The organism is Variovorax sp. F042 (genome assembly GCF_057814215.1).
The window spans coordinates 839,029-861,899 of sequence record NZ_JBVASX010000002.1; the positions used below are offsets into that span (position 1 = coordinate 839,029).

General features: G+C 66.4%; 18 protein-coding genes. 7 read left to right on the top strand and 11 right to left on the bottom strand.

Translation table 11 applies throughout. From position 1 onward, the window contains the following. Positions 1-23 precede the first annotated feature (23 nt). Together ACZYSP_RS12410 and ACZYSP_RS12415 are read left to right on the top strand one after the other, a co-directional pair. The gene (locus ACZYSP_RS12410) at positions 24-1,556 is read left to right on the top strand and encodes an alkaline phosphatase (RefSeq protein ID WP_489014391.1); all 1,533 of its coding nucleotides are present in this window, start codon (positions 24-26) and stop codon (positions 1,554-1,556) included. Next, on the top strand, positions 1,553-2,266 hold the full coding sequence (locus tag ACZYSP_RS12415; RefSeq protein ID WP_489014393.1) for a hypothetical protein: 714 nt from the start codon (positions 1,553-1,555) through the stop codon (positions 2,264-2,266). The genes ACZYSP_RS12410 and ACZYSP_RS12415 overlap by 4 nt, the downstream gene beginning before the upstream one ends. 19 nt (positions 2,267-2,285) lie before the next feature. Here ACZYSP_RS12415 and ACZYSP_RS12420 read toward each other — a convergent pair whose 3' ends face one another. Both ACZYSP_RS12420 and ACZYSP_RS12425 read right to left on the bottom strand, forming a co-directional pair. Beyond that, positions 2,286-2,765, bottom strand: a complete 480-nt coding sequence (locus ACZYSP_RS12420) for a cyanophycin metabolism-associated DUF1854 family protein (RefSeq protein WP_489014395.1) — start codon at positions 2,763-2,765, stop codon at positions 2,286-2,288. After that, positions 2,762-5,047: a cyanophycin metabolism-associated ABC transporter gene (locus tag ACZYSP_RS12425; RefSeq protein ID WP_489014397.1), complete on the bottom strand. Its 2,286-nt coding sequence runs from the start codon at positions 5,045-5,047 to the stop codon at positions 2,762-2,764. The genes ACZYSP_RS12420 and ACZYSP_RS12425 overlap by 4 nt, the downstream gene beginning before the upstream one ends. A 139-nt stretch (positions 5,048-5,186) precedes the next feature. On the opposite strand from ACZYSP_RS12425, the gene ACZYSP_RS12430 reads away from it, so the two are divergent. The 5 genes from ACZYSP_RS12430 (at position 5,187) to ACZYSP_RS12450 (ending at position 11,579) form a co-directional block, all read left to right on the top strand. Further along, entirely contained in the window at positions 5,187-7,424 is a 2,238-nt protein-coding gene (locus tag ACZYSP_RS12430) for a cyanophycin synthetase (RefSeq protein ID WP_489014399.1), read from the top strand. Between the two features lie 58 nt (positions 7,425-7,482). After that, on the top strand, positions 7,483-10,050 hold the full coding sequence (gene cphA, locus ACZYSP_RS12435) for a cyanophycin synthetase (protein ID WP_093048222.1): 2,568 nt from the start codon (positions 7,483-7,485) through the stop codon (positions 10,048-10,050). 151 nt (positions 10,051-10,201) lie between these two features. Further along, positions 10,202-10,612, top strand: a complete 411-nt coding sequence (locus ACZYSP_RS12440; RefSeq protein WP_093076001.1) for a hypothetical protein — start codon at positions 10,202-10,204, stop codon at positions 10,610-10,612. Positions 10,613-10,680: 68 nt separating this feature from the next. Beyond that, positions 10,681-11,172, top strand: coding sequence for a hypothetical protein (locus ACZYSP_RS12445; protein WP_489014402.1), 492 nt, complete (start codon positions 10,681-10,683; stop codon positions 11,170-11,172). A gap of 134 nt (positions 11,173-11,306) precedes the next feature. Beyond that, positions 11,307-11,579, top strand: coding sequence for a hypothetical protein (locus ACZYSP_RS12450; RefSeq protein ID WP_093048213.1), 273 nt, complete (start codon positions 11,307-11,309; stop codon positions 11,577-11,579). A 19-nt stretch (positions 11,580-11,598) separates the two neighbouring features. On the opposite strand, the gene ACZYSP_RS12455 is transcribed toward ACZYSP_RS12450, so the two are convergent. The 9 genes from ACZYSP_RS12455 to ACZYSP_RS12495 form a co-directional block, all read right to left on the bottom strand. Then, positions 11,599-12,516 carry a dihydrodipicolinate synthase family protein gene (locus ACZYSP_RS12455; RefSeq protein ID WP_093048210.1) on the bottom strand — a complete coding sequence of 306 codons (918 nt, stop codon included), beginning with the start codon at positions 12,514-12,516 and terminating at the stop codon, positions 11,599-11,601. Between the two features lie 9 nt (positions 12,517-12,525). After that, entirely contained in the window at positions 12,526-14,274 is a 1,749-nt protein-coding gene (locus ACZYSP_RS12460) for an IlvD/Edd family dehydratase (RefSeq protein WP_489014405.1), read from the bottom strand. 27 nt (positions 14,275-14,301) lie between these two features. Next, positions 14,302-15,336: a galactofuranose ABC transporter, permease protein YjfF gene (gene yjfF / locus ACZYSP_RS12465; protein ID WP_354339142.1), complete on the bottom strand. Its 1,035-nt coding sequence runs from the start codon at positions 15,334-15,336 to the stop codon at positions 14,302-14,304. Continuing rightward, positions 15,333-16,382 (bottom strand): ABC transporter permease, encoded by a 1,050-nt coding sequence (locus ACZYSP_RS12470; RefSeq protein WP_093172652.1) that lies wholly within the window; start codon positions 16,380-16,382, stop codon positions 15,333-15,335. The genes yjfF and ACZYSP_RS12470 overlap by 4 nt, the downstream gene beginning before the upstream one ends. A 112-nt stretch (positions 16,383-16,494) precedes the next feature. Then, positions 16,495-18,018 carry a sugar ABC transporter ATP-binding protein gene (locus tag ACZYSP_RS12475; protein WP_093076008.1) on the bottom strand — a complete coding sequence of 508 codons (1,524 nt, stop codon included), beginning with the start codon at positions 18,016-18,018 and terminating at the stop codon, positions 16,495-16,497. Positions 18,019-18,027: 9 nt separating this feature from the next. Continuing rightward, positions 18,028-19,239, bottom strand: coding sequence for a multiple monosaccharide ABC transporter permease (gene mmsB, locus ACZYSP_RS12480; protein WP_093076010.1), 1,212 nt, complete (start codon positions 19,237-19,239; stop codon positions 18,028-18,030). Beyond that, the gene (gene mmsA, locus ACZYSP_RS12485; protein WP_093050256.1) at positions 19,226-20,752 is read right to left on the bottom strand and encodes a multiple monosaccharide ABC transporter ATP-binding protein; all 1,527 of its coding nucleotides are present in this window, start codon (positions 20,750-20,752) and stop codon (positions 19,226-19,228) included. The genes mmsB and mmsA overlap by 14 nt, the downstream gene beginning before the upstream one ends. 41 nt (positions 20,753-20,793) lie before the next feature. Then, positions 20,794-21,864: a multiple monosaccharide ABC transporter substrate-binding protein gene (chvE, locus tag ACZYSP_RS12490; RefSeq protein WP_093048199.1), complete on the bottom strand. Its 1,071-nt coding sequence runs from the start codon at positions 21,862-21,864 to the stop codon at positions 20,794-20,796. Positions 21,865-21,876: 12 nt separating this feature from the next. Continuing rightward, the gene (locus ACZYSP_RS12495; protein WP_093076011.1) at positions 21,877-22,842 is read right to left on the bottom strand and encodes an ABC transporter substrate-binding protein; all 966 of its coding nucleotides are present in this window, start codon (positions 22,840-22,842) and stop codon (positions 21,877-21,879) included. Positions 22,843-22,871 lie beyond the last annotated feature (29 nt).

Below are 22,871 nucleotides of genomic sequence, written 5' to 3' on the forward strand. Positions count from 1 at the left end.
AGCGCTCATCGACGAACACAACCATGAACACGACCATGAACCGCATCACCCGCAACACCCGCCTGGCAGCCGCCCTCGTCTGCGCCGCCGCCGGCACCCTGGCCGGCACCGCGCACGCCGCCGGCGAAGCCAAGAACGTCATCTTCTTCCTCGGCGACGGCATGGGTCCCGTCACGGTGACCGCCGCGCGCATCTACAAGGGCGAGAAGCAACTGGCCGCCAAGCCCGGCTCGCTGGTGAGCCCCGAGCGCGCCAACCTCGTCATGCAGTCGCTGCCGTACGCGGCGCGCGTGAAGACCTTCTCGCTCGACGGCCAGACCACCGACAGCGCGCCCTCCATGGCCGCCTACATGACCGGCGTGAAGATGCGCAACGAGGTGATCTCGATGTCGGGCGACACCACCGCCGTCGACAGCACCGGCAAGCAGTACATCAACGGCGAGGACACGACCTGCCAGCCGACCAACGGCAAGGCCGTCGACACGCTGCTCGAACTCGCCAAGGCCAAGGGCCGCGCGGTGGGTGCGGTGTCGACCACGCGCGTCGGCCATGCCACGCCGGCCACCACCTACTCGCACATCTGCAATCGCAATGGCTACAACACCATCGCCGAGCAGAGCGTGCCGGGCCATGCCAACTACAACCCCAAGCTGCTCGACGGCATCGACGTGCTGATGGGCGGCGGCCAGCGCAACTACCTGCCGGTCGCGACCAACCCCAGCAGCAAGCGCACCGACGGCGCCGACCTGGTGGCCGCAATGAAGGCCAAGGGCTACACCTACGTCGACACCGGCACCAAGCTCAAGACCGTCGACACGGCGGCCACCGGCAAGCTGCTGGGCCTGTTCTCGCAGAGCGAAATGGCCTACGAGCTCGACCGCGTGAAGCAGAGCCTCGACCAGCCCAGCCTGTCGGACATGACCGAGAAGGCGCTCGGCGTGCTCAGCAAGAACGACAAGGGCTTCTTCCTGATGGTCGAAGGCGGCCGCATCGACCATGCGCTGCACGGCACCAATGCCAAGCGCGCGCTGGAAGACACCCTGGCCTTCGACGCGGCCATCCAGACCGCGCTCGACTACATGGAGAAGAAGGACCCGGGCCTGAAGAACACGCTGGTGGTGGTCACGGCCGACCATGACCATGCGATTGCCTTCAACGGCTATCCGAAGATCGGCAACCCGATTCTCGGCAAGGTCAACAGCTACTCCGACGGCAAGCTGGCAAAGGCGACCGATGGCAAGCCCTACACCACGCTGGTGTTCGGCAACGGCGGCCGGCCCAACGCAACGGGCTCCAGCCAGGTCAACGCGGAAGACGGCAACAAGCCGTGGATCGCACCGGCCCGTGCGACATCGCGCGACGACCAGACCGCGATGGACACCGAGGACGACAACTTCCTGCAGGAAGTCGGCATCAATCTCGGCACGCCCGGCGCGGAAACCCATGGCGGCGGCGACGTGATGCTGTTCGCCGGCGGCGCGGGCTCGAAGATCTTCAAGGGCACCGTGGAGAACATCAAGGTGTTCAACAAGGTCAAAGAGGCGGCAGGCCTGTGAGCGTTCCCTCGACGCTCAAGACGCTGCTGGCGGCTGCGGCCCTCGCAGCGATTCCGCTGGCAGCCAGCGCCGCCGGCGATGCCGAGGCGCCCGACCAGAACCTGCGCATCCAGCACCATGTGCTGACGATCGGCAAGGACGGCGTTCAGCGCGAAAGCCGCTACGCCGACCTGATGTTCCGCCGTGCCGGCACGGTGTGGATCGAGCGCGAGCTGCCGCCCGCGCTGCGCGCCGACCACGACCACGAGGCCAGCGAAGGCAAGGTGCACATCGGTCACTCGCATGCCGACAACACCGCGGCGCCGCTGTGGCTGCGCCGCGATGCAGCCGGCAAGGTGCAGGTGGGCATGGTGCTGCGCCAGCAGCGCAAGCTGATCGAGGTCGACAAGGCCAACTACGGCAACGTGGGCTACGGCGGCTCGTGGGCAAATGCCTACTGGCTGGTCGACCCCGCCAGCCTGCCGCACATGAAGGCGCTGGGCACGGCCGGCAGCAAGGGCGTGCAGCGCTACGAGGTGCAGCAGGGCGAGAGCACTCTGCGCATCGACTGGGACGTGGCAGGCCGCTACGCCCGCAAGATCGAGCAGCGCAATGCGCACGGCACCTCGCTCAACGTGATGACGGCTTCGGCCATCCCGGCGCCGAAGACGCTGCCATGGCAGATCGCCGACGCCTATGAGCGCGGCGAGTACTCCGACCTGCTGGACTGATCGAACCGGGCCGGGCGCCTCAGAGAAAGCGCTCGAGCAGCTTGCGCGAGGCCCGGTCGAGCGTCTTCGCGTCGGGAATGCGGAACTGCACGCCGTGCGCGCTCGCAATGAGCAGCGCACCGCCTTCGAGCCGGCGGATGTCTTCCTCGGCCTTCAGCACGAAGGTGGTGTCGCCGCGGTCGGTGCTGACGGTCCAGGTGCTGGGCACGCCGAAGCTCGACACGCCGTGCAGGCGCAGCAGCGTGGGCGCGAAGTCGCGCACTGCGAGCTCTTCTTCAAGCAGCGTCCTGGCCTGCGCTGGCAGTTGATCGACGCTGTCGATCCAGACCAGTTCGCGCCCTTCGCTGCCGACCAGCGAAATGCCATGGCCGGGCGCGCTCAGCGGAAAGGCCCGCACAGGCACGACGCCCACATGGCGCTCGCCCTGCGCGTCGGTCAGCACCAGGCGGCCGAAGGCATCGCGTTCGAGTTCGAAAGATGGGGTGTTGTGCTCGGTCATGCGTCCCCCGCCGGATGGGCTGCGTGGCTGATGGCCAGCGGCGCCTGCGCGTTGGCGCGCTCGTCGGCGGCTCCTTCGCTCGCGTCGTCGTCGCCCTGGCGCAGTTGCGCCTGGTAGAGCCGCCAGTAGGCGCCCTGCTTCGCCATCAAGGCGTCGTGCGGTCCCACTTCGACCACCTCGCCGCGGTCCATGACCACGAGCCGGTCGGCCTTGCGCAGCGTCGACAGGCGGTGCGCGATGGCGATGGTGGTGCGGCCCTGCACGAGGTTGTCGAGCGCCTTCTGGATTTCCTTCTCGGTTTCGGTGTCCACGGCCGAGGTCGCCTCGTCGAGGATCAGGATGCGCGGGTCGATCAGCAGCGCGCGCGCGATGCTGATGCGCTGGCGCTCGCCGCCTGACAAGCCCTGCCCGCGCTCGCCCACCAGCGAGTCGTAGCCGTGCTGCAGCCGCAGGATGAAGTCGTGTGCGTGGGCCGCACGGGCTGCGGCGACGACTTCCTCGCGCGTGGCGTCGGGCTTGCCGTAGGCGATGTTCTGCGCGATGGTGCCGAAGAACAAAAACGGCTCTTGCAGCACCAGCCCCACGTGGCGGCGGTAGTCGGCCACGGCGAAGCGGCGGATGTCGGTGCCGTCGACCTTGATGGCGCCGTCGGTCACGTCGTAGAAGCGGCAGATCAGGTTGACCAGCGTGCTCTTGCCCGAGCCGCTGTGGCCCACGAGGCCGATCATCTCGCCGGGCTCGATCACCAGGTCGAGGTCGTGGATCACCGCGCGCGAGCCGTAGCGAAAGCCCAGCCCGCTCATCTCGATGCGGCCCTGCACGCGCTCCACCTTCACCGGGTTGGCCGGCTCGGGCACGTTGCTCACGTGGTCGAGGATGTCGAAGATGCGCTTGGCGCCCGCCGCAGCCTTCTGCGTGACCGAGACGATGCGGCTCATCGAGTCGAGCCGCGTGTAGAAGCGGCCGATGTAGGCGATGAAGGCGGTGAGCACACCCACCGTGATGCTGCCGCGCGCCACCTGCCAGATGCCGAAGGCCCAGACCACAAGCAGGCCGATTTCGGTCAGCAGCGACACGGTCGGCGTGAACAGCGACCAGGTGCGGTTGAGCTTGTCGTTCACCTGCAGGTTGTAGGCGTTGGCGATGCGAAAGCGCTCGGCTTCGCGGCGCTCCTGCGCGAAGGCCTTGACCACGCGGATGCCGGGAATGGTGTCGGCCAGCACGTTCGTCACCTCGGACCAGACGCGGTCGATCTTCTCGAAGCCGGTGCGCAGGCGGTCGCGCACGACGTGGATCATCCAGGCGATGAAGGGCAGTGGCACCAGCGTGACCACGGCCAGCAGCGGGTTGATGGAAAACAGGATGGCCGCGGTCATCACGATCATCAGCACGTCGTTGGCGAAATCGAGCGCGTGCAAAGACAGGAAAACGTTGATGCGGTCGGTTTCCGAGCCGATGCGCGCCATCAGGTCGCCGGTACGCTTGCCGCCGAAATAGTCCAGCGGCAGGGTCAGCAGGTGTTCGTAAGTGGTGGTGCGCAGGTCGGCGCCGATGCGCTCGGACACCAGCGCCAGCAGGTAGGTGCGCGCCCAGCCCAGCCCCCAGCCGACCAGCGCCGCGATCAGCAGGCCGCCCAGGTACAGGCCCACGCGCATGGTGTCGATCTTCTGCCCGTTCTGGAACGGAATCAGGATGTCGTCCATCAGCGGGATGGTCAGGTACGGCGGCACCAGGGTGGCGGCGGTGGAGATCAGGGTCAGCAGAAACCCTGCAATCAGCTGCTTGCGGTAGGGCTTGGCGAAGCGGCCCAGGCGCAGCAGCACCCAGGTCGAGGGGGGGGTCTGGAGCTCGGTGTCGGCCGGTTCGTCGCCATCGGCGACCTCGATGACTTCGGCTGTCTCCTTGGCGACACCAGTCATGCGCTGGCCGAAAAGCTTGAGCAGCCGCAGGGCCGCGGCCTGCCCGGCCAGGGTGTAGCGCCAGCGGCCCAACCGGCCCGCAGGCCCCGTCAGATCTAGTGTTCCGACGCCTGAGTGGTCGGACAGGCGCAGTTCGAGGGCCGCGTCTGTTAGTGGCCACTCACGCCATTCGCCGCCCGGTTCGAGCGCGATCAGCCTCTGGTCAGTCAGGGCCACTAGGGCGGAAGCGAAGCGAAGTTGGTCGTCGAGGTCAACCGACAGTATTACCAGAACGTTTTCCGCGACTGCGAGCCGGTTTTTCAGCGCGTCTGAAGCCGCCTCTGTTTCGCCCTCCCGGGTGCCGACTGGATCGTGATGTTGCATTGTGTTTCTTTGACTCTTGCCCGTCGCGGGCCGCATGGACCGCGTCATGGCGCCCTTCGTCGGGCGCCGATTCTGACTGATCGCCATGGGCGCGCTTGAAGGCGCCGTGGTGCTCGGCCAAAGCACATCGAACGTTTGCATGACCCGTTTCGACGACATCCGACTGCTGCGCATCAACTATTTGCGCGGCCCCAACCTCTGGACCTACCGTCCGGTGCTCGAAGTCTGGCTCGATCTGGGCCAACTGGAAGATTACCCTTCCAACAAGATCGACGGTTTCACCGACCGCCTGACCGGCCTGCTGCCGGCGCTCATCGAGCACCACTGCGGCGTGGGCGAGCGCGGCGGCTTCATCCAGCGCCTGACCGAAGGCACCTGGTCGGGCCATGTGCTCGAACACGTCGTCATCGAGCTGCTGAACCTGGCCGGCATGCCGACCGGCTTCGGGCAAACCCGCAGCACCTCGGAGCACGGCGTCTACCGCATGGTGTTCCGCGCGCGTGACGAGCAGGTCGCCCGCGTGGCGCTGGCCGAGGGCCACCGCCTGCTGATGGCCGCAATCAACAACGACCCGTTCACCGCCGCCGACGTGCAGAAGGCTGTCGACGCGGTCAAGGCCAAGGTGGAAGACTGCTACCTCGGCCCGAGCACCGCCGCCATCGTGGCCGCCGCCACCGACCGCGGCATTCCGCACATGCGCCTGAACAGCGGCAACCTGGTGCAGTTGGGCTACGGCGCCAACCAGCAGCGCATCTGGACGGCCGAAACCGACTACACCAGCGCCATCGGCGAATCGATCGCCAGCGACAAGGAACTGACCAAGTCCCTGCTCGCAAGCTGCGGCGTGCCCGTGCCCGAAGGCCAGGTGGTCGCCAATGCCGAAGAAGCCTGGGAAGCCGCCGAGGACATCGGCCTGCCGGTGGTCGTGAAACCCTCCGACGCCAACCACGGCCGCGGCGTGTCGCTCGAACTGACGACGCGCGAAGAAGTCTTTGCCGCCTTCGCGGTCGCCGAGCCCGAGGGCAGCGACGTGATGGTCGAGCGCTTCATCCGCGGCCACGAACACCGCCTGCTGGTGGTGGGCGGCGAGGTGGTCGCAGCCGCGCGCGGCGAGATCATCACCGTGACCGGCGACGGCCAGAGCAGCGTGCGCGACCTCATCGACAAGCAGCTCAACAGCGACCCGCGCCGCGGCGCCGAAGAAGAGTTTCCGCTCGACGTGATCGTGATCGACACCGACGCCAAGCTGCAGCTCGAACTCAAGCGCCAGGAGCTGGACGCCAACGCCGTGCCGGCCGCCGGCCGCGTGGTCACGATCCAGCGCAACGGCAACATGGCCAACGACTGCACCGACCAGGTCCACCCCGAAGTCGCGCACGCCGCCGTGCTGGCCGCGCGCGTGGTGGGCCTCGACATCGCCGGCATCGACCTCGTGGCGCAAGACATTTCCAAGCCGCTGGGCCCGCAGCGCGGCGCGATCGTCGAAGTCAACGCCGGCCCCGGCCTGCTGATGCACCTGAAGCCGGCCGTCGGTTCGCCGCGCCCGGTGGGCCGCGCCATCTGCGACCACCTGTTCCCCAACGACGCACCCGGGCGCATTCCCGTGGTCGGCGTGGCCGGCTCGCGCGACACCGCCGTGCTGGCGCGCCTCGTGGCCTGGCTGATCGGCCTGGGCGGACGCCACACCGGCCTCGCCTGCCGCGACGGCCTGTTCCTCGAACGCCGCCGCGTCGATGCACGCGACAGCGCCAACTGGGACGCCGGCCACCGCCTGCTCGTGAACCGCGCCGTGCAAGCCGTGGTGATCGAGAACGGCGCCGAAACCATCCTGCGCGACGGCCTTTCTTATGACCGCTGCGAAGTCGGCATCGTCACCGACCTCGAAGGCTCTGAAACGCTGGCCGACTACGACATCACCGAGAGCGACCAGATGGTCAAGGTGCTGCGCACGCAGGTCGACGTGGTGCTGTCCGAAGGCACCGCCGTGCTGAACGCGGCCGACCCGCGCGTAGCCGGCCTCGCGCCGCTGTGCGATGGCGCCGTCATCCTGTATTCGGCCGACTCGCAGGCCGCCGACCTCACCGCGCACCAGACCGCCGGCGGCAAGGCCGTGCTGGTGCGGCAAGACCGCGTGGTGCTGGCCAACGGCAGCAGCGAATCGTTCCTGCCGGGCCTCGGCCGGCTGACCGTGTGGCGCGCCACTCATGCCGGCGTGAGCCTCGAAAGCCTGCTGGCCGCCGTGGCCGCGGCCTGGGCCATGGGCATTCCGCTGAACCTGATCGGCGCCGGCGTGGAGGCCTTCGAGGCCGACCTGCAGGCGGCGCTGGCCTCGCTGCAGCTGTCTCAGACCCAGCCCCTCCAACCCCAATTCGCCTGAGCGTTGCACCCGCATCGCCTCGCTCCCGCCTCGTCAAGACCGTAGCCCTCGCAGCCCCATGAAAGTCACCCGCATCCGAGCCCTTCGCGGGCCCAATCTCTGGAGCCGCCACACCGCCATCGAGGCAGTCGTGGCCTGCGAAGGCGACGAGAACGCCATCAGCAAGCTGGCCGGTTTCGAGGCGCGCCTGCGTGCGCGCTTCCCCACCATCGGCGAACTGCACCCGATGGTGCTGGGCCAGCCGCTGGCCCTGGCCCACGTGCTCGAGAACGCCGCCGTGGCGCTGCAGGCCCAGGCCGGCTGCGCCGTCAACTTCGGCCACACCTCGCAAACCGTGGAAGACGGCGTCTACCAGGTCGTGTTCCAGTACAGCGAAGAAGCCGTCGGCCGCCGCGCGATCGAAGTGGCCGAGCAGCTCATCGCCGCCGCCCTGACCGACACCGCCTTCGACGCCAACGCCGCCATCACCGAGTTGCGCGACCTCGACGAATCCGAGCGCCTGGGCCCGAGCACCGGCTCCATCGTCGATGCCGCCGTGGCACGCGGTATTCCGTACCGCCGGCTCACCAGCGGCAGCCTCGTGCAGTTCGGCTGGGGTTCGAAACAGCGCCGCATCCAGGCGGCCGAAGTCGACAGCACCAGCGGCGTGGCCGAATCGATCGCACAGGACAAGGAACTGACCAAGCAGCTGCTCAACGCCGCTGGCGTGCCCGTTCCGCTGGGCCGGCCCGTGAGCAGCGCCGAAGACGGCTGGGCCGCCGCCAACGAGATCGGCCTGCCGGTCGTGGTGAAGCCGCAGGACGGCAACCAGGGCAAGGGCGTCACGGTCAACATCAACTCGCGCGAAGAACTGTTCGCGGCCTACGACTCGGCCGCCGCCTACGGCGAGGTGATGGTCGAGAAGTTTCTCCCCGGTTTCGACTTCCGCCTGCTGGTGGTGGGCGACCGCCTCGTGGCCGCCGCGCGGCGCGACCCGCCGCAGGTGATCGGCGACGGCAGCTCCACGGTTCGCCAGCTGGTCGATACCGTGAACCTCGACCCGCGCCGCGGCGAGGGCCATGCCACCTCGCTCACCAAGATCCGCCTCGACGACATCGCCATCGGCCGGCTCGAAGCCCAGGGCCTCGCGCCCGACAGCGTGCCCGCGCGGGGCCAGCGCGTGGTGCTGCGCAACAACGCCAACCTTTCCACCGGCGGCACCGCCACCGACGTGACCGACACCGTGCACCCTGAAGTTGCGGCGCGCGCCGTCGATGCGGCACAGATGGTCGGCCTGCACATCTGCGGCGTCGACATGGTGTGCGAGAACGTGCTGCGCCCGCTCGAAGAGCAGCACGGCGGCGTGGTCGAAGTGAATGCCGCGCCCGGCCTTCGCATGCACATCTCGCCTTCGTTCGGCCGCGGCCGCGCGGTCGGCGAAGCAGTGATGGACACCCTCTTCGCCCATGGCGACGACGGCCGCATTCCCGTGGTTGCCGTCACCGGCACCAACGGCAAGACCACCACCGCGCGCCTCATCAACCATCTGCTCGCGTCGAGCGGCCTGCGCACCGGCATGACCAACACCGACGGCGTGTACGTCGACGGCCGCCAGACCGACAGCGGCGACTGCAGCGGCCCCAAGAGCGCGCGCAACGTGCTCATGCACCCCGACGTGGATGCGGCCGTGTTCGAAGTGGCTCGCGGCGGCGTGCTGCGCGAAGGCCTCGGCTTCGACCGCTGCCAGGTGGCCGTGGTCACCAACATCGGCAGCGGCGACCACCTGGGCCTGAACTACATCACCACCGTCGAAGACCTCGCGGTGCTCAAGCGCGTGATCGTGCGCAACGTGGCGGCCGACGGCTACGCGGTGCTCAACGCAGCCGACCCGAACGTCGCTGCCATGGCGGCCGGCTGCCCCGGCCACGTGATCTTCTTCACCGCCGACCGCATGCACCCGGTCATGGCCACGCACCGCGCGCAAGGCAAGCGCACCGTGTACGTCGACCAGGACACGCTGGTCGCGGCCGAGGGCTCGTGGCGCGAACGCATCGCGCTGCGCGACGTGCCCATCACACGCGGCGGCACCATCGGCTTCCAGGTCGATAACGTCATGGCTTCCGTGGCCGCGGCCTGGGCCGTGGGCCTCGACTGGGACACCATCCGCAGCGGCCTCGCGAGCTTCATGAACGACGCGGCCGGCGTGCCCGGGCGCTTCAACGTCATGGACTACCGCGGCGCCACCGTGATCGCCGACTACGGCCACAACACCGACGCCATGCGCGCACTGGTGTCTGCCGTGGACACGATGCCCGCGAAGAAGCGCTCGGTGGTGATCAGCGGCGCGGGCGACCGGCGCGATTCGGACATCCGCGACCAGACGGCCATCCTCGGCCAGGCCTTCGACGACGTGATCCTCTATCAGGATGCGGCGCAACGCGGCCGCGCCGACGGCGAAGTCATGGCGCTGCTGCGCCAGGGCCTGCAGGGCGCGGCTCGCACGCGCTACATCGACGAGATCCGCGGCGAGTTCGTGGCAATCGATACGGCATTGGCGCGGCTACAGCCCGGCGACCTGTCCTTGATCCTTGTCGACCAGGTCGAGGAAGCGCTCGCTCACCTGGCACAGCGCATCGCAGCGGGCTGAAGCCCCGCTTGCCGGACACGTCCCACATGCAGGGGCGCGTCCGGCCCAGTCCATGGGTGCGGCTGTCCCACAGACCGCAGGCCCCGACCGGCACCAGACTGTGGCTCCGGTCACGCACCTCCCGGAGGGCGTGGCTTCACCAGGAGCCCGCATGACAACAACAGTTCGTTCGATCCTCTCTGCCACGGCCCTCTTCGCCGCCAGTGGTTTCATCGTTTTCGGCGCACAGACGGCCAGCGCACAAGCACCGGGCTCCGAAGCCCGCATGCAAAAGGAACGCGCCACCTGCGACGGCGTGCAGCAGGATCGCGCCGCGTGCCTGCGCGAAGCCGGCGCAGCCCGCCAGGAAGCCGGACGCAGCGGCCTCACCAGCCCCAGCCCCGCCCGCGAACAGGTCAACGCCCTCGCCCGCTGCAGCGAATTACCCGCCGTCGAACAGCCCGACTGCGAAGCCCGCATCAAGGGGGGAGCACGCACCACCACCGAAGGCAGCGTGATGGGCGGCGGCGTGATCCGCGAAACCGTGACGCCCCTGCCGCCGCAGACCCTGCCGGCACGTTGACTGAACCCGGCCTCCTGCGGGAGGTCGAACATTTCCCTGGTTTTTCAGCTCGCTTCAAGGAGTCATCCATGAAAAGCACTACTCGCAACACTCGTTCAATGCTCTTCGCCGTGCTCGCCGTTGGCGCTCTGGCGGCCTCCACCGCTGTCTCGGCCGCGTCGCCGCGCCGCGGTGAAGCTCCCGGCATTTACCAGCAGGAACTGGCCGTCTGCGGCCACAACCAGCAAGACCGCGCTGCCTGCATCCGCGAAGCCGGCGCCGCACGCCAGGCAGCCGCCCAGGGCGGCCTGACCAGCGCACCCGACTACCGCGCCAATGCGCTCGCGCGCTGCGGCCTGCAGCAGCAGCCGGACGACCGCGCCGCCTGCGAAGCCCGCGTGCTCGGCAGCAGCGGCAACACCCAGGCCAACGTCGACGGCAGCGTGATGGGCGGTGGCGTGATCCGCGAGTCGGTCACCACCATCGTGATGCCCGCGCCGGCCATGGCACCGGAGCCGATGCCCATGCCTCGGCCGATGCCTCGCCCGATGCCCCAACCGATGCCCGCGCCCCTGCGCTGAGTGAGCTTTGCACCGGAGGCGTCGCCAACCCGCGCGGTGGGCTGGCGATGCCCCTACTGTCACAGTACTGTCACAAAAGGCAGTTGCACGCTAGCTATAGTTCTCGGTCCCTGCCTACCGAGGAATCCTTTCCCATGAATGCCATCAAGGTCGCTCGCCGATTCATCGAAACGGACCCGGCCAACGAATCGGCCAAGATCCTGGCCCAACTCGTGTTGGCTCTAGAGTCCGAACGCAGCTTCGAACTGGTCACGCTTTACAACCTCGACTACAAGAGCTTCCAGCTCGCAATGGACATCCTGAAGGAATGGCGGCTCGACCGCTACTACGCCAGCAAGTCCAAGCTGTTCGATCTGTCGCTGCAGGTCAGCGAACTCGAAAAGAACAGCAGCACCCCCGAGGCCTGAGCGGCCTCTTTCCCCGTCCCTACTTCCCCCAGCGCAGCACCATCGGATCGAGCCGCTTCGCGGTTTCGATCAGGCCGGCACGCGTGTCGGGGTGCATCGCCGGCAACGGGTGACGCGGCGCTTCGCAGGCGATCACCCCGCCCTCCTTCATCAGCGATTTGCAAGCCAGCAGGCCCGCCTGCCGGTTTTCGTAGTTGATCAGCGGCAGCCACTGCTGATATAGCGCGAAGGCCTTGTCGCGGTCGCCTGAACGGTGCGCCTCGATGATCGGCCGGATGCCGTCCGGGTAGCCGCCACCGGTCATCGACCCGGTCGCGCCGGCGTCGAGGTCGGGCATCAGCGTGATGGCTTCTTCGCCGTCCCACGGGCCTTCGATAGCGTCTCCGCCCAGGCGGATCAGTTCGCGCAGCTTCGCGGCCGCGCCGGCGGTCTCGATCTTGAAATACGCGACATGCTCGATCTCCTTGGCCATGCGCGCGAGGAACGGCGCCGACAGCACCGTGCCGCTGGCCGGCGCGTCCTGGATCATGATCGGAATGCCCACCGCGTCCGACAGCCCCGCATAGAACTCGAAGATCTGCGGCTCCGGTACGCGGAAAGTCGCGCCGTGGTACGGCGGCATCACCATCAGCATCGCAGCGCCCATGTCCTGCGCGCGGCGGCTGCGTTCGGCGCACACCTTGGTGCTGTAGTGCGTGGTGGTCACGATCACCGGCACGCGGCCTTTCACGTGTTCGAGGATGGTTCGCGTGAGCACTTCGCGCTCTTCGTCGGACAGCACGAACTGCTCCGAGAAATTGGCGAGGATGCACAGGCCGTCCGAGCCCGCGTCGATCATGAAATCGACGCAACGCTTCTGGCTTTCGAGGTCGAGCGCGCCCTGTTCGGTGAAGGTGGTGGGCACCACCGGGAAAATGCCGCGGTATCTGGGTGTCATGACGATGAATCAGTGTGAATGGCGGGGAACGGCCGAGCCTCTGCAGCCGACCAGAAAATCGAAGTCGCAGCCTTCGTCGGCCTGCAGCACGTGGTTGACGTAGAGCTTCTGGTAGCCGCCGCCGCGCGTGCTCATCGGCTGTGCGTCGGAGGCGGTCAGCGACGCCAGGCGCGACGCCAGCTCTTCGTCGCTGATGTCGAGATGCAAGCGCCCCGCATCGCAATCGAGCTCGATCCAGTCGCCGTCGCGCACCGCCGCGAGCGGCCCGCCGTCCGCCGCCTCGGGCGCAACGTGCAACACCACGGTGCCATAGGCCGTGCCGCTCATGCGCGCGTCCGAGATGCGCACCATGTCCTTGATGCCCTGGCGCAGCAGCTTCGGCGGCAGCCCCATGTTGCCGACCTCGGCCATGCCGGGGTAGCCCTTGGGGCCGCAGTTCTTCATCACGAGGATCGAGCTGGCATCGACGTCGAGGTCTTCATCGACGATGCGCGCCTTGTAGTGCTCCAGGTTCTCGAACACCACCGCCTTGCCGCGGTGCTTCAGCAGCTCCGGCGTCGCGGCCGAGGGCTTGAGCACCGCGCCGCGCGGCGACAGGTTGCCGCGCAGGATGCGGATGCCGCCGTCGGCAATCAGCGGGTTGCTCAGCGGGCGGATCACTTCGTCGTCGAGACTGGGCGCCTCTCGCACGTTGTCCCAGATCGACTGGCCGTTGACGGTGAGCGCATCGGGGTGCGGCAGCAGGCCGTTTTCACCCAGCCGGCGCAGCACAGCGGGCAAACCGCCAGCGTAATAGAACTCCTCCATCAGGAAGCGCCCCGAAGGCATCAGGTCGACGATGGTCGGCGTGTTGCTGCCGATGCGCGTCCAGTCTTCCAGCTCCAGCTCGACGCCGATGCGCCCCGCGATCGCCTTCAGGTGAATCACCGCATTGGTCGATCCGCCGATGGCCGCGTTCACGCGGATCGCGTTCTCGAAAGCCTCGCGCGTGAGGATCTTCGACAGCGTGAGCCCCTCCTTCGCCATCTGCACCGCGCGCATGCCCGACATCTGCGCGAGCACATAGCGCCGCGCATCGACGGCCGGAATGGCAGCGTTGTGCGGCAGCGAAGTGCCCAGCGCCTCGGCCATGCAGGCCATGGTCGAGGCCGTGCCCATGGTGTTGCAGGTGCCCGCCGAGCGCGACATGCCGCCTTCGGCCGAGAGAAACTGGTGCAGGTTGATCTCGCCCGCCTTCAGCGATTCATGCAGCTGCCACACGGCCGTGCCCGAGCCGATGTTCTTGCCTTCGAGCTTGCCGTTGAGCATCGGCCCGCCCGTGACCACGATGGCCGGGATGTCGCAGCTCGCCGCACCCATCAGCAGCGCGGGCGTGGTCTTGTCGCAGCCCGTGAGCAGCACCACCGCATCGACCGGGTTGCCGCGGATGGCCTCTTCCACGTCCATGCTCGCGAGGTTACGCGTGAGCATCGCGGTGGGCCGCAGGTTCGACTCGCCGTTGGAGAACACCGGAAATTCGACCGGAAAGCCGCCCGCCTCCGAGATGCCGCGCTTCACGTGCTCGGCGATCTTGCGGAAGTGCGCGTTGCACGGCGTGAGCTCCGACCAGGTGTTGCAGATGCCGATGATCGGCCGGCCATCGAACTCGTGGTCCGGAATGCCCTGGTTCTTCATCCAGCTTCGGTACATGAAGCCGTTCTTGTCGGCCGACCCGAACCATTCGGTCGAGCGCAGTTTCTTCGGAGGGGTATCCGGCATGCGAGGTGTCCTGGGAAAAATTGAAAGTCAGCGCCGTGGAGCGCGCGAGGTAAAGAAGCGTTGCAGCAGGCAGAACACGAACAGCAGCGCACCGACGACGATGCGCGTCCACCACGAGCTCAGCGTGCCGTCGAATGAAATGAGCGTCTGGATGATCCCGAGCATCAGCACGCCGAACAGCGTGCCCGCCACATAGCCCACACCGCCCGTGAGCAGCGTGCCGCCGATCACCACCGCTGCGATGGCGTCGAGCTCCAGCCCTATCGCGTGCAGGCCGTAGCCCGAGAGCATGTAGAAAGTGAAGATCACGCCCGCCAGCGCCGAGCAGAAGCCCGAGAGCGTGTACACGCCAATGAGCGTGCGGCGCACCGGCAGGCCCATCAACATTGCCGAGTGCTCGCTGCCGCCAATGGCGTAAACCGCGCGGCCGAAGGGCGTGCAGTGCGCAATGAAAATCGCCGCCAGCAGCACCACGATGGCGATCACCGCGCTGATCGACACCGAGGCCTCGCCCCAGATGGGAATGCGGATCTGCGAGACCTCCGAGTAGAACTCGTTGGTGATGCTGATCGAGTCGATGCTGATGAGGTAGCACAGCCCGCGCGCCAGGAACATGCCTGCCAGCGTGACGATGAAAGGCTGCAGCCGGAAGCGCTCGATAAGCAGCCCCATGAATGCGCCGAAAGCCGTGCCCATCACCAGCACCAGCGGAATCACGATGCCCGGGCTCCAGCCGTGCTTCTCGACCAGCGAGGCCGACACCATGGTGGTGAGCGCGATCACCGAGCCCACTGACAGGTCGATGCCGCCCGAGAGGATCACGAAGGTCATGCCCACGGCAACGACGATCAGGAAGGCGTTGTCGATCAGCAGGTTGAGGAACACCTGCGCCGAGAAGAAACCGTCGTAGAAAACAGACCCCAGCGTCGCCACCAGCACGAACAGCGAGATGGTCGCTGCCAGCGGCAGGTACTTCGGGTTGAGCCTCTTGCTCCCTTTCCCCTGTGTCCCGCGCGCGGGAGAGGGCTGGGGTGAGGGTGTCGCATCAATCACCGCGCTCATACCTTCGCCCCTTCATGCGCCGGCCGCTGCACCAGCGACCGCACTTCCGCCCTGAACTCGGGCGACTGCAACAGCATCACCGCAAACACCACGCCGGCCTTCACCACAAGATTGATCTCCGGCGGCACCCCCAGCGAATAGATCGCATAGGTCAGCGTCTGGATGATGAGGGCGCCGATCACGCTACCCACCAGGCTGAAGCGCCCACCAGTCAGCGCAGTGCCGCCCAGCGTCACCGCCAGGATCGCATCGAGTTCGATCAGCTGACCCGCGTTGTTGCCGTCCGCGCTCTTCACGTTGGAGCTGATCAGCAGCCCCGCCACGCCCGCGCAAGCACCACAGAAGGCATAGGCACCAACAATCAGCCGCCGAGCCTGCACGCCCGCCACGCGCGCCGCCGTCGGGTTGATGCCCACAGCCTGAATGAACAACCCCAGCGCCGTGCGCGTGATCGCCAGATAGAGCAACACGAACACCGCCGCCACGATGAACAGCGAGAACGGCAGCCCCAGTAGATAACCACTGCCGAGGAAGAAGAAGGGCTTGTAGTAGATCGTGATGATCTGCCCATCGGCAATCAGCTGCGCAATGCCGCGCCCGGCCACCATGAGGATCAGCGTCGCGATGATCGGCTGCATGCCTACCTTGGCCACCAGCAGACCGTTCCACAGCCCGCACAGCAGCGCAATGCCGATGGCCGCGAGGATCGCGAGCGACATCGGGAACCGGCTCACGTCATTGGCCACCGAGCCGCCGATCATCCAGGCCGCGAGCGCCGCCGCGATGGCCACCACTGCACCCACCGAGATGTCGATGCCGCGCGTGGCGATCACCAGCGTCATGCCCAGCGACACCAGCACCAGTGGCGCGGCGCGGTTGAGGATGTCGATCAGGCTGCCGTAGAGATGGCCTTCTCGCCATTCGAGATGCAGGAAGCTGGAGTTGAAGGCTGTGTTGACTGCGAGCAGGAGCAACAGCGTGATCAGTGGCCACGCAAGTCTGTGGCGCATTGCGTTCGCCAGGCGGTTGTGGTTTTTGTCGGCCATGGTCAGTTGCTCCGGCACGCGTTGTATTCGGGGCGTGTGTGAATGACACCGGGTGCTCCCCTCCGCGAATGTCTCCCGTCGACGTGATCGCGCCCCAAGGACAGGAGGTTGTTCATGCCGCAGCAATCATTTCGTAGACCTCGTCCTCGGAAGAGCCGCCCGGCAGCTCTCCTACCTTCTTCCGGTCCCGCAACACCACGATGCGATGCGCCACTCGCACCACCTCGCTCATCTCCGACGAGATGAAGATCACCGCCATGCCCGCCTTCGCGAGCCTCAGAATTTCTTCCATGATTTCCTGCTTGGCCGCCACGTCGATGCCGCGCGTCGGCTCGTCGAGGATCAGCAAACGCGGCTCGGTCGCGAGCCAGCGCGCGATCATCGCCTTCTGCTGGTTGCCACCCGAGAGCAGCCCGATGGGCGTCTCGACGCTCGCCGTCTTGATGCCGAGCGACTTGACGAAACGCTCGGCCATCTCGGTCTGCTCGGCGTGCGACAGGAATCGCCGCGTGCCCAGGCGTGCCTGCAAGGCAAGCGCGATGTTCTCGCGTACCGAAAGTTCGGCAACGATGCCATCGGTCTTGCGTTCCTCGGGGCACAGCGCGAGCCCTTCACGGATTGCATCCGCCGGATTCGAAAAGCTGACAGCGCGGCCATCAACCTTGAGCACACCACGGTCCGGCGACTCCAGCCCGAACAGCAGCCGCGCGAGTTCCGTGCGTCCCGCGCCCAGCAGCCCCGCGATACCAACGACCTCGCCGGCACGCACGCGCAAGTCGGTCGCCTGCAGTTGCCCCGCCTGACCTAGCCCTTCGGCCTGCAGCAAAGCCGGTGCCGCTTCATCGAACGCCGGCAACGCAGCAGGCCGTGCCGATTGCGCCGCCAGCTCACGCCCGAGCATCGCGGCAATCAGCGCCTGCGGCCCGAGATCGGCCACGCGCCACTCCCCGATCCAGCTGCCGTTACGCAGCACCGTGATGCGGTCCGACACCGCGTACATCTGGTTGAGGAAGTGCGTCACGAAGACGATGGCCAGTCCCTCGCCGCGCAGCCTCCGCAGCACTTCGAACAGCTTCTCCACTTCGTCGTCGTCCAGGCTCGACGTCGGCTCGTCGAGGATCAGCACTTTCGACGACACGCCCAGCGCTCGCGCGATCGCCACCATCTGCTGCACTGCCACCGAGTAGCTCGACAGCAGCCGCGTCACGTCGATGTCGAGCCCGATGCGCGCCAGCAGCTCTTCGGCGCGCCGGTTCACGCAAGCCCAGTCGATGCGAAAGCCTTGTGCCACGCCGCAGCGCGGATAGCGCCCCGCGAACACGTTCTCCGCCACCGACAGGTTCGGGCACAGGTTCACCTCCTGGTAGACCGTGCTGATGCCCAGCTTCTGCGCCTCCAGCGGCGAGTGCGGGTGAATCGGCTGGCCGTCGAGGAATATCTCGCCACCGCTCGACGGCAGCACGCCCGTCAGCACCTTGATCAGCGTCGATTTGCCCGCGCCGTTCTGCCCCATCAGTGCGTGGATCTCGCCCGGGTACAACCGCAACTGCACGTCGCGCAGCACCGGGATGCCGCCGAACTGCTTGTGGATGCCCTTGAGCTCCAGCACGGGCGAGGGAGTGTCGTCGTCAGCCATGTACAGCCGTCACTTGTTCTTGTTGTAGACGTCGATGAACACCGCCGCCAGCAGCACCAGCCCCTTGATGACCTGCTGGTAGTCGATGCCGATGCCCAGGATCGACATGCCGTTGTTCATCACGCCCATGATGAAGGCGCCGATCACCGCGCCCATCACCCGGCCCACGCCGCCCGAGGCCGATGCGCCGCCGATGAAGCAGGCCGCGATCACGTCGAGCTCGAAGCCCAGGCCCGCCTTGGGCGTGGCCGTATTGAGACGTGCCGCGAACACCAGGCCCGCCAGCGCCGCCAGCGCGCCCATGTTCACGAAAGTGAGGAACGCAAGCCGCTGCGTCTTCACGCCCGACAGTCGCGCCGCCTTCTCATTGCCGCCCAGCGCATAGATGCGCCGGCCGATGGTCGTGCGGTTGGTGACGAAGTCGTACACCACAATCAGCACCGCCATCACGATCAGCACATTGGGCAGGCCCTTGTAGGTCGAGAGCAGGTAGCTGAAGAACAGGATGATTGCGGCGAAGAACAGGTTCTTCACCAGGAAGAAGGCATACGGCTCCTGCTCCATGCCGTGCGCCGCCAGCTTGGCGCGCCCGCGCAGCTTGAAGAACACCAGCGCCGCGGCGGCCAGCGCGCCCACCACCAGCGAGGTGGTGCGCAATGCATCGCCACCCAGCGGATCAGGAATGAAGCCCGAGCTGAGCCGCTGGAACTCCACCGGGAACGGCCCCACCGACTGCCCCGCCAGCAGCGCCAGCGTGAGCCCCTTGAACACCAGCATGCCCGCGAGCGTGACGATGAACGAAGGGATCTTGCGAAACGCCACGAACCAGCCCTGCGCCGCACCGATGACTGCGCCCGCAAGAATGCTCACGATGGCCGTGGGCACGAAGTGCCACTCGTACTCCACCATCAGCACCGCAGCCAGCGCGCCGATGAAGCCGCACACCGAGCCCACCGACAGGTCGATGTGCCCCGCCACGATCACCAGCAGCATGCCCAGCGCCATGATGACCACGTAGCTGTTCTGCAGCAGCAGGTTGGTGAGGTTCAGTGGCCGCAGCAGCGTGCCGTCGGTCAGCACCTGGAACAGCACCATGATCGCGACCAGCGAGATCAGCATGCCGTATTCGCGCAGGTTGTTCTTCAGGAAACCGACGTGCAGCTTCGGCGCTTCGGAAGCGGGAATGGCGGCCTTCACCGCGTTGACTTCAGGCTGCGACATGAACCGAACTCCCCGCACTCACGATGGCATGCATGATGCGTTCCTGCGAGGCCTCGGCGGCCGGAAACTCGGCGACGAAGCGCCCCTCGTTCATCACGTAGATGCGGTCGCACATGCCGAGCAGTTCCGGCAGTTCCGAAGAAATCATGAGAATGCCTTTGCCCTCGCTCGCGAGCTGGTCGATGATGGTGTAGATCTCGTACTTGGCGCCCACGTCGATGCCGCGCGTGGGCTCGTCGAGAATCAGCAGCTCGGGCTTGGTGAAGAGCCACTTGCTCAGCACCACCTTCTGCTGGTTGCCGCCCGACAGGTTGACCACCAGCTGCTCGACGCCCGAGCAGCGGATGTTGAGCGCCTTGCGGTACTCGTTGGCCACCTTGAATTCGCGCCCGTTGTCGATCACCGAAGACTCGGAAATCGCATCGAGATTCGCCAGGCTGATGTTCTTGCGGATGTCTTCCTCCAGCACCAGCCCCAGGCCCTTGCGGTCTTCGGTGACGTAGGCGATGCCGTGGTCGATGGCCTTGCGCACCGTGCTCACGTCCACCTGCTTGCCATGCATGAACACCGAGCCGCTGATGCGCTGCCCGTAGGACTTGCCGAACACGCTCATGGCCAGCTCGGTGCGGCCCGCGCCCATGAGGCCCGCAATGCCGACGATCTCGCCCTTGCGCACATTCAGGCTCACGCCCTTGATCTGCTCGCGGTCGGCGTGCAGCGCGTGGTGCACGCGCCAGTCGCGCACCTCGAACACGGTCTCGCCGATCTTCGGGTCGCGCTGCGGATAGCGGTGCGCCATGTCGCGCCCGACCATGCCGCGGATGATGCGGTCCTCGCTGATCGCCTGCCGCGCGCAGTCCATCGTCTCGACCGTGGCGCCGTCACGCAGTACGGTGATCGAATCGGCCACCTTGGCGATTTCGTTGAGCTTGTGCGAGATGAGGATCGACGCGATGCCCTGGCGCTTGAGCTCCAGCAGGAGCATCAGCAGCGCATCGCTGTCGTTCTCGTTCAGGCTGGCGGTGGGCTCGTCGAGGATCAGCAGCTTCACCTCCTTGGCCAGCGCCTTGGCGATTTCCACCAGCTGCTGCTTGCCCACGCCCAGGTCGGTCACCAGCGTGGTCGGCGGCTCCTTCAGGCCCACCTTGGCGAGCAGCTCGCGCGTCTTCGCATAGGCGGCAAACCAGTCAATCACGCCGCCGCTGGCAATCTCGTTGCCCAGGAAGATGTTCTCTGCAATGGACAACAGCGGCACCAGCGCCAGCTCCTGGTGGATGATGATGATGCCCAGCTTCTCGCTGTCGGCAATGCCCCGGAAGCGGCGCAGCTCGCCCTCGAAATGGATCTCGCCGGTGTAAGAGTCGCACGGGTAGACGCCGCTGAGCACCTTCATGAGCGTCGACTTGCCCGCGCCGTTCTCTCCGACCACTGCGTGGATCTCCCCGGCGCGCACGCTGAGGTTGACGTTGCTCAGCGCCTTCACGCCGGGAAACGTCTTGGTGATGCCACGCATCTCGAGGATTGCACCAGCATCGGCGATGCTGCTTTCGATGCTCACTTGATCTGGCTTTCCTTGTAGTAGCCGCTGTCGACCAGCACGGTCTTCCAGTTCGATGCATCAACGCTCACCGGCTTGAGCAGGTACGAGGGCACGACCTTGATGCCGTTGTTGTAGGTCTTGGTGTCGTTCACCTCGGGCGTCTTGCCCGAGAGCATGGCGTCGACCATCGCCACCGTGACCTTGGCCAGCTCGCGCGTGTCCTTGAACACGGTGGAAGTCTGTTCCTTGCGCAGGATCGACTTGACCGAGGGCACCTCGGCGTCCTGACCCGACACGATGGGCATCGGCTGCGAGCCCGAGCCGTAGCCCACGCCCTTGAGCGACGACAGGATGCCGATGGACAGGCCGTCGTACGGCGACAGCACCGCGTCGACACGGTCCTTGGTGTAGTAGGCCGACAGCAGGTTGTCCATGCGCGCCTGCGCCACCGCACCGTCCCAGCGCAGCGTGCCGACCTTGTCCATGCCCATCTGCTTGCTGCGCACCACCAGCTTGCCGCTGTCGATGTAGGGCTTGAGCACCGAGAGCGCGCCGTTGTAGAAGAAGAAGGCGTTGTTGTCGTCGGGCGAGCCGCCGAACAGTTCGATGTTGAAGGGGCCCTTGCCGCTCTTCAGGCCCAGCGCCGCTTCGATCGACTGCGCCTGCAGCACGCCGACCTGGAAGTTGTCGAAGGTGGCGTAGTAGTCGACGTTCTTCGAACCCTTGATGAGCCGGTCGTACGCGATGACCTTCACGCCCTTGTCGGCCGCCTTCTGCAGCACGTCGGACAGCGTGGTGCCGTCGATGGCCGCAATCACCAGCACCTTCGAGCCCTTGGTCACCATGTTCTCGATCTGCGCGAGCTGGTTCGGGATGTCGTCGTCGGCGTACTGCAGGTCGGTCTTGTAGCCCTTGTCCTTGAAGTACTTGACCATGTTGGCGCCGTCGGCAATCCAGCGGGCCGACGACTTGGTGGGCATCGAGATGGCGATCAGGCCCTTGTCCTGCGCGTTGGCCAGCGGCGTGAAGCCGACGATGGCGAACGCGATGCCCGCGAGAGAGGCTTTGAGGAATTTGCGTTTCATGGGTGTGGGCTCTCAGTACTTGCGATTGGGGAATTCTTTGGCTGCAACTTCCATCGGGAAGATGCCCTCGACCGTCACGATGCGCTTGGGCAGCGTCTTGCCGTCCTTGATGTCCTTCACGGCCTGCATAAGCTGCGGTCCGAGCAGCGGGCTGCATTCGACAGACACATTGAGCTTGCCGGCGATCATGGCTTCGAAGGCGCCCTTCACCCCGTCGATGGAGATGATGGTGATGTCCTTCGCCGGCTTCAGGCCGGCTTCCTCGATGGCCTGGATCGCGCCGATGGCCATGTCGTCGTTGTGTGCGAACAGCACATTGATCTTCTTGCCCTCGGCCTTGAGGAAGGCTTCCATCACTTCCTTGCCCTTGGCGCGCGTGAAGTCGCCGGTCTGCGAGCGGATGATCTTGAACTTCGGGTCGGCCTTGATGATTTCCTCGAAGCCCTTCTTGCGGTCGATGGCCGGGGCCGAGCCCACGGTGCCCTGCAGCTCGACGATGTTCACTTCGCCCTTCTGGTCCTTCATCTTCTCGACCAGCCAGCGGCCTGCCTTGCGGCCTTCCTCGGTGAAGTCGGAGCCCATGAAAGTCACATAGAGCGAGTCGTCCTTGGTGTTGACGGAGCGGTCGGTCAGCACCACCGGGATCTTGGCGGCCTTGGCCTCGCGCAGCACCGTTTCCCAGCCCGACTCCACCACCGGCGAGAACGCGATGACGTCCACCTTTTGCGCGATGTACGAGCGGATGGCCTTGATCTGGTTTTCCTGCTTCTGCTGCGCATCGGAGAACTTGAGATCGATGCCCGCCTCCTTGGCCGACGACTTGATCGACTCGGTGTTGGCAGTGCGCCATTCGCTCTCGGCCCCCACCTGCGCAAAGCCGAGCACCAGTTTTTTCTGCGCGAGCGCAGAGAGGGGCAGCATGCCACTGAGGGCAGCGGCGGCGAGCGCGGTGTTGAGGGTGCGGCGATTCATGGTCATGGAATGTCTCCTTCTGTTGACTTGCTTGT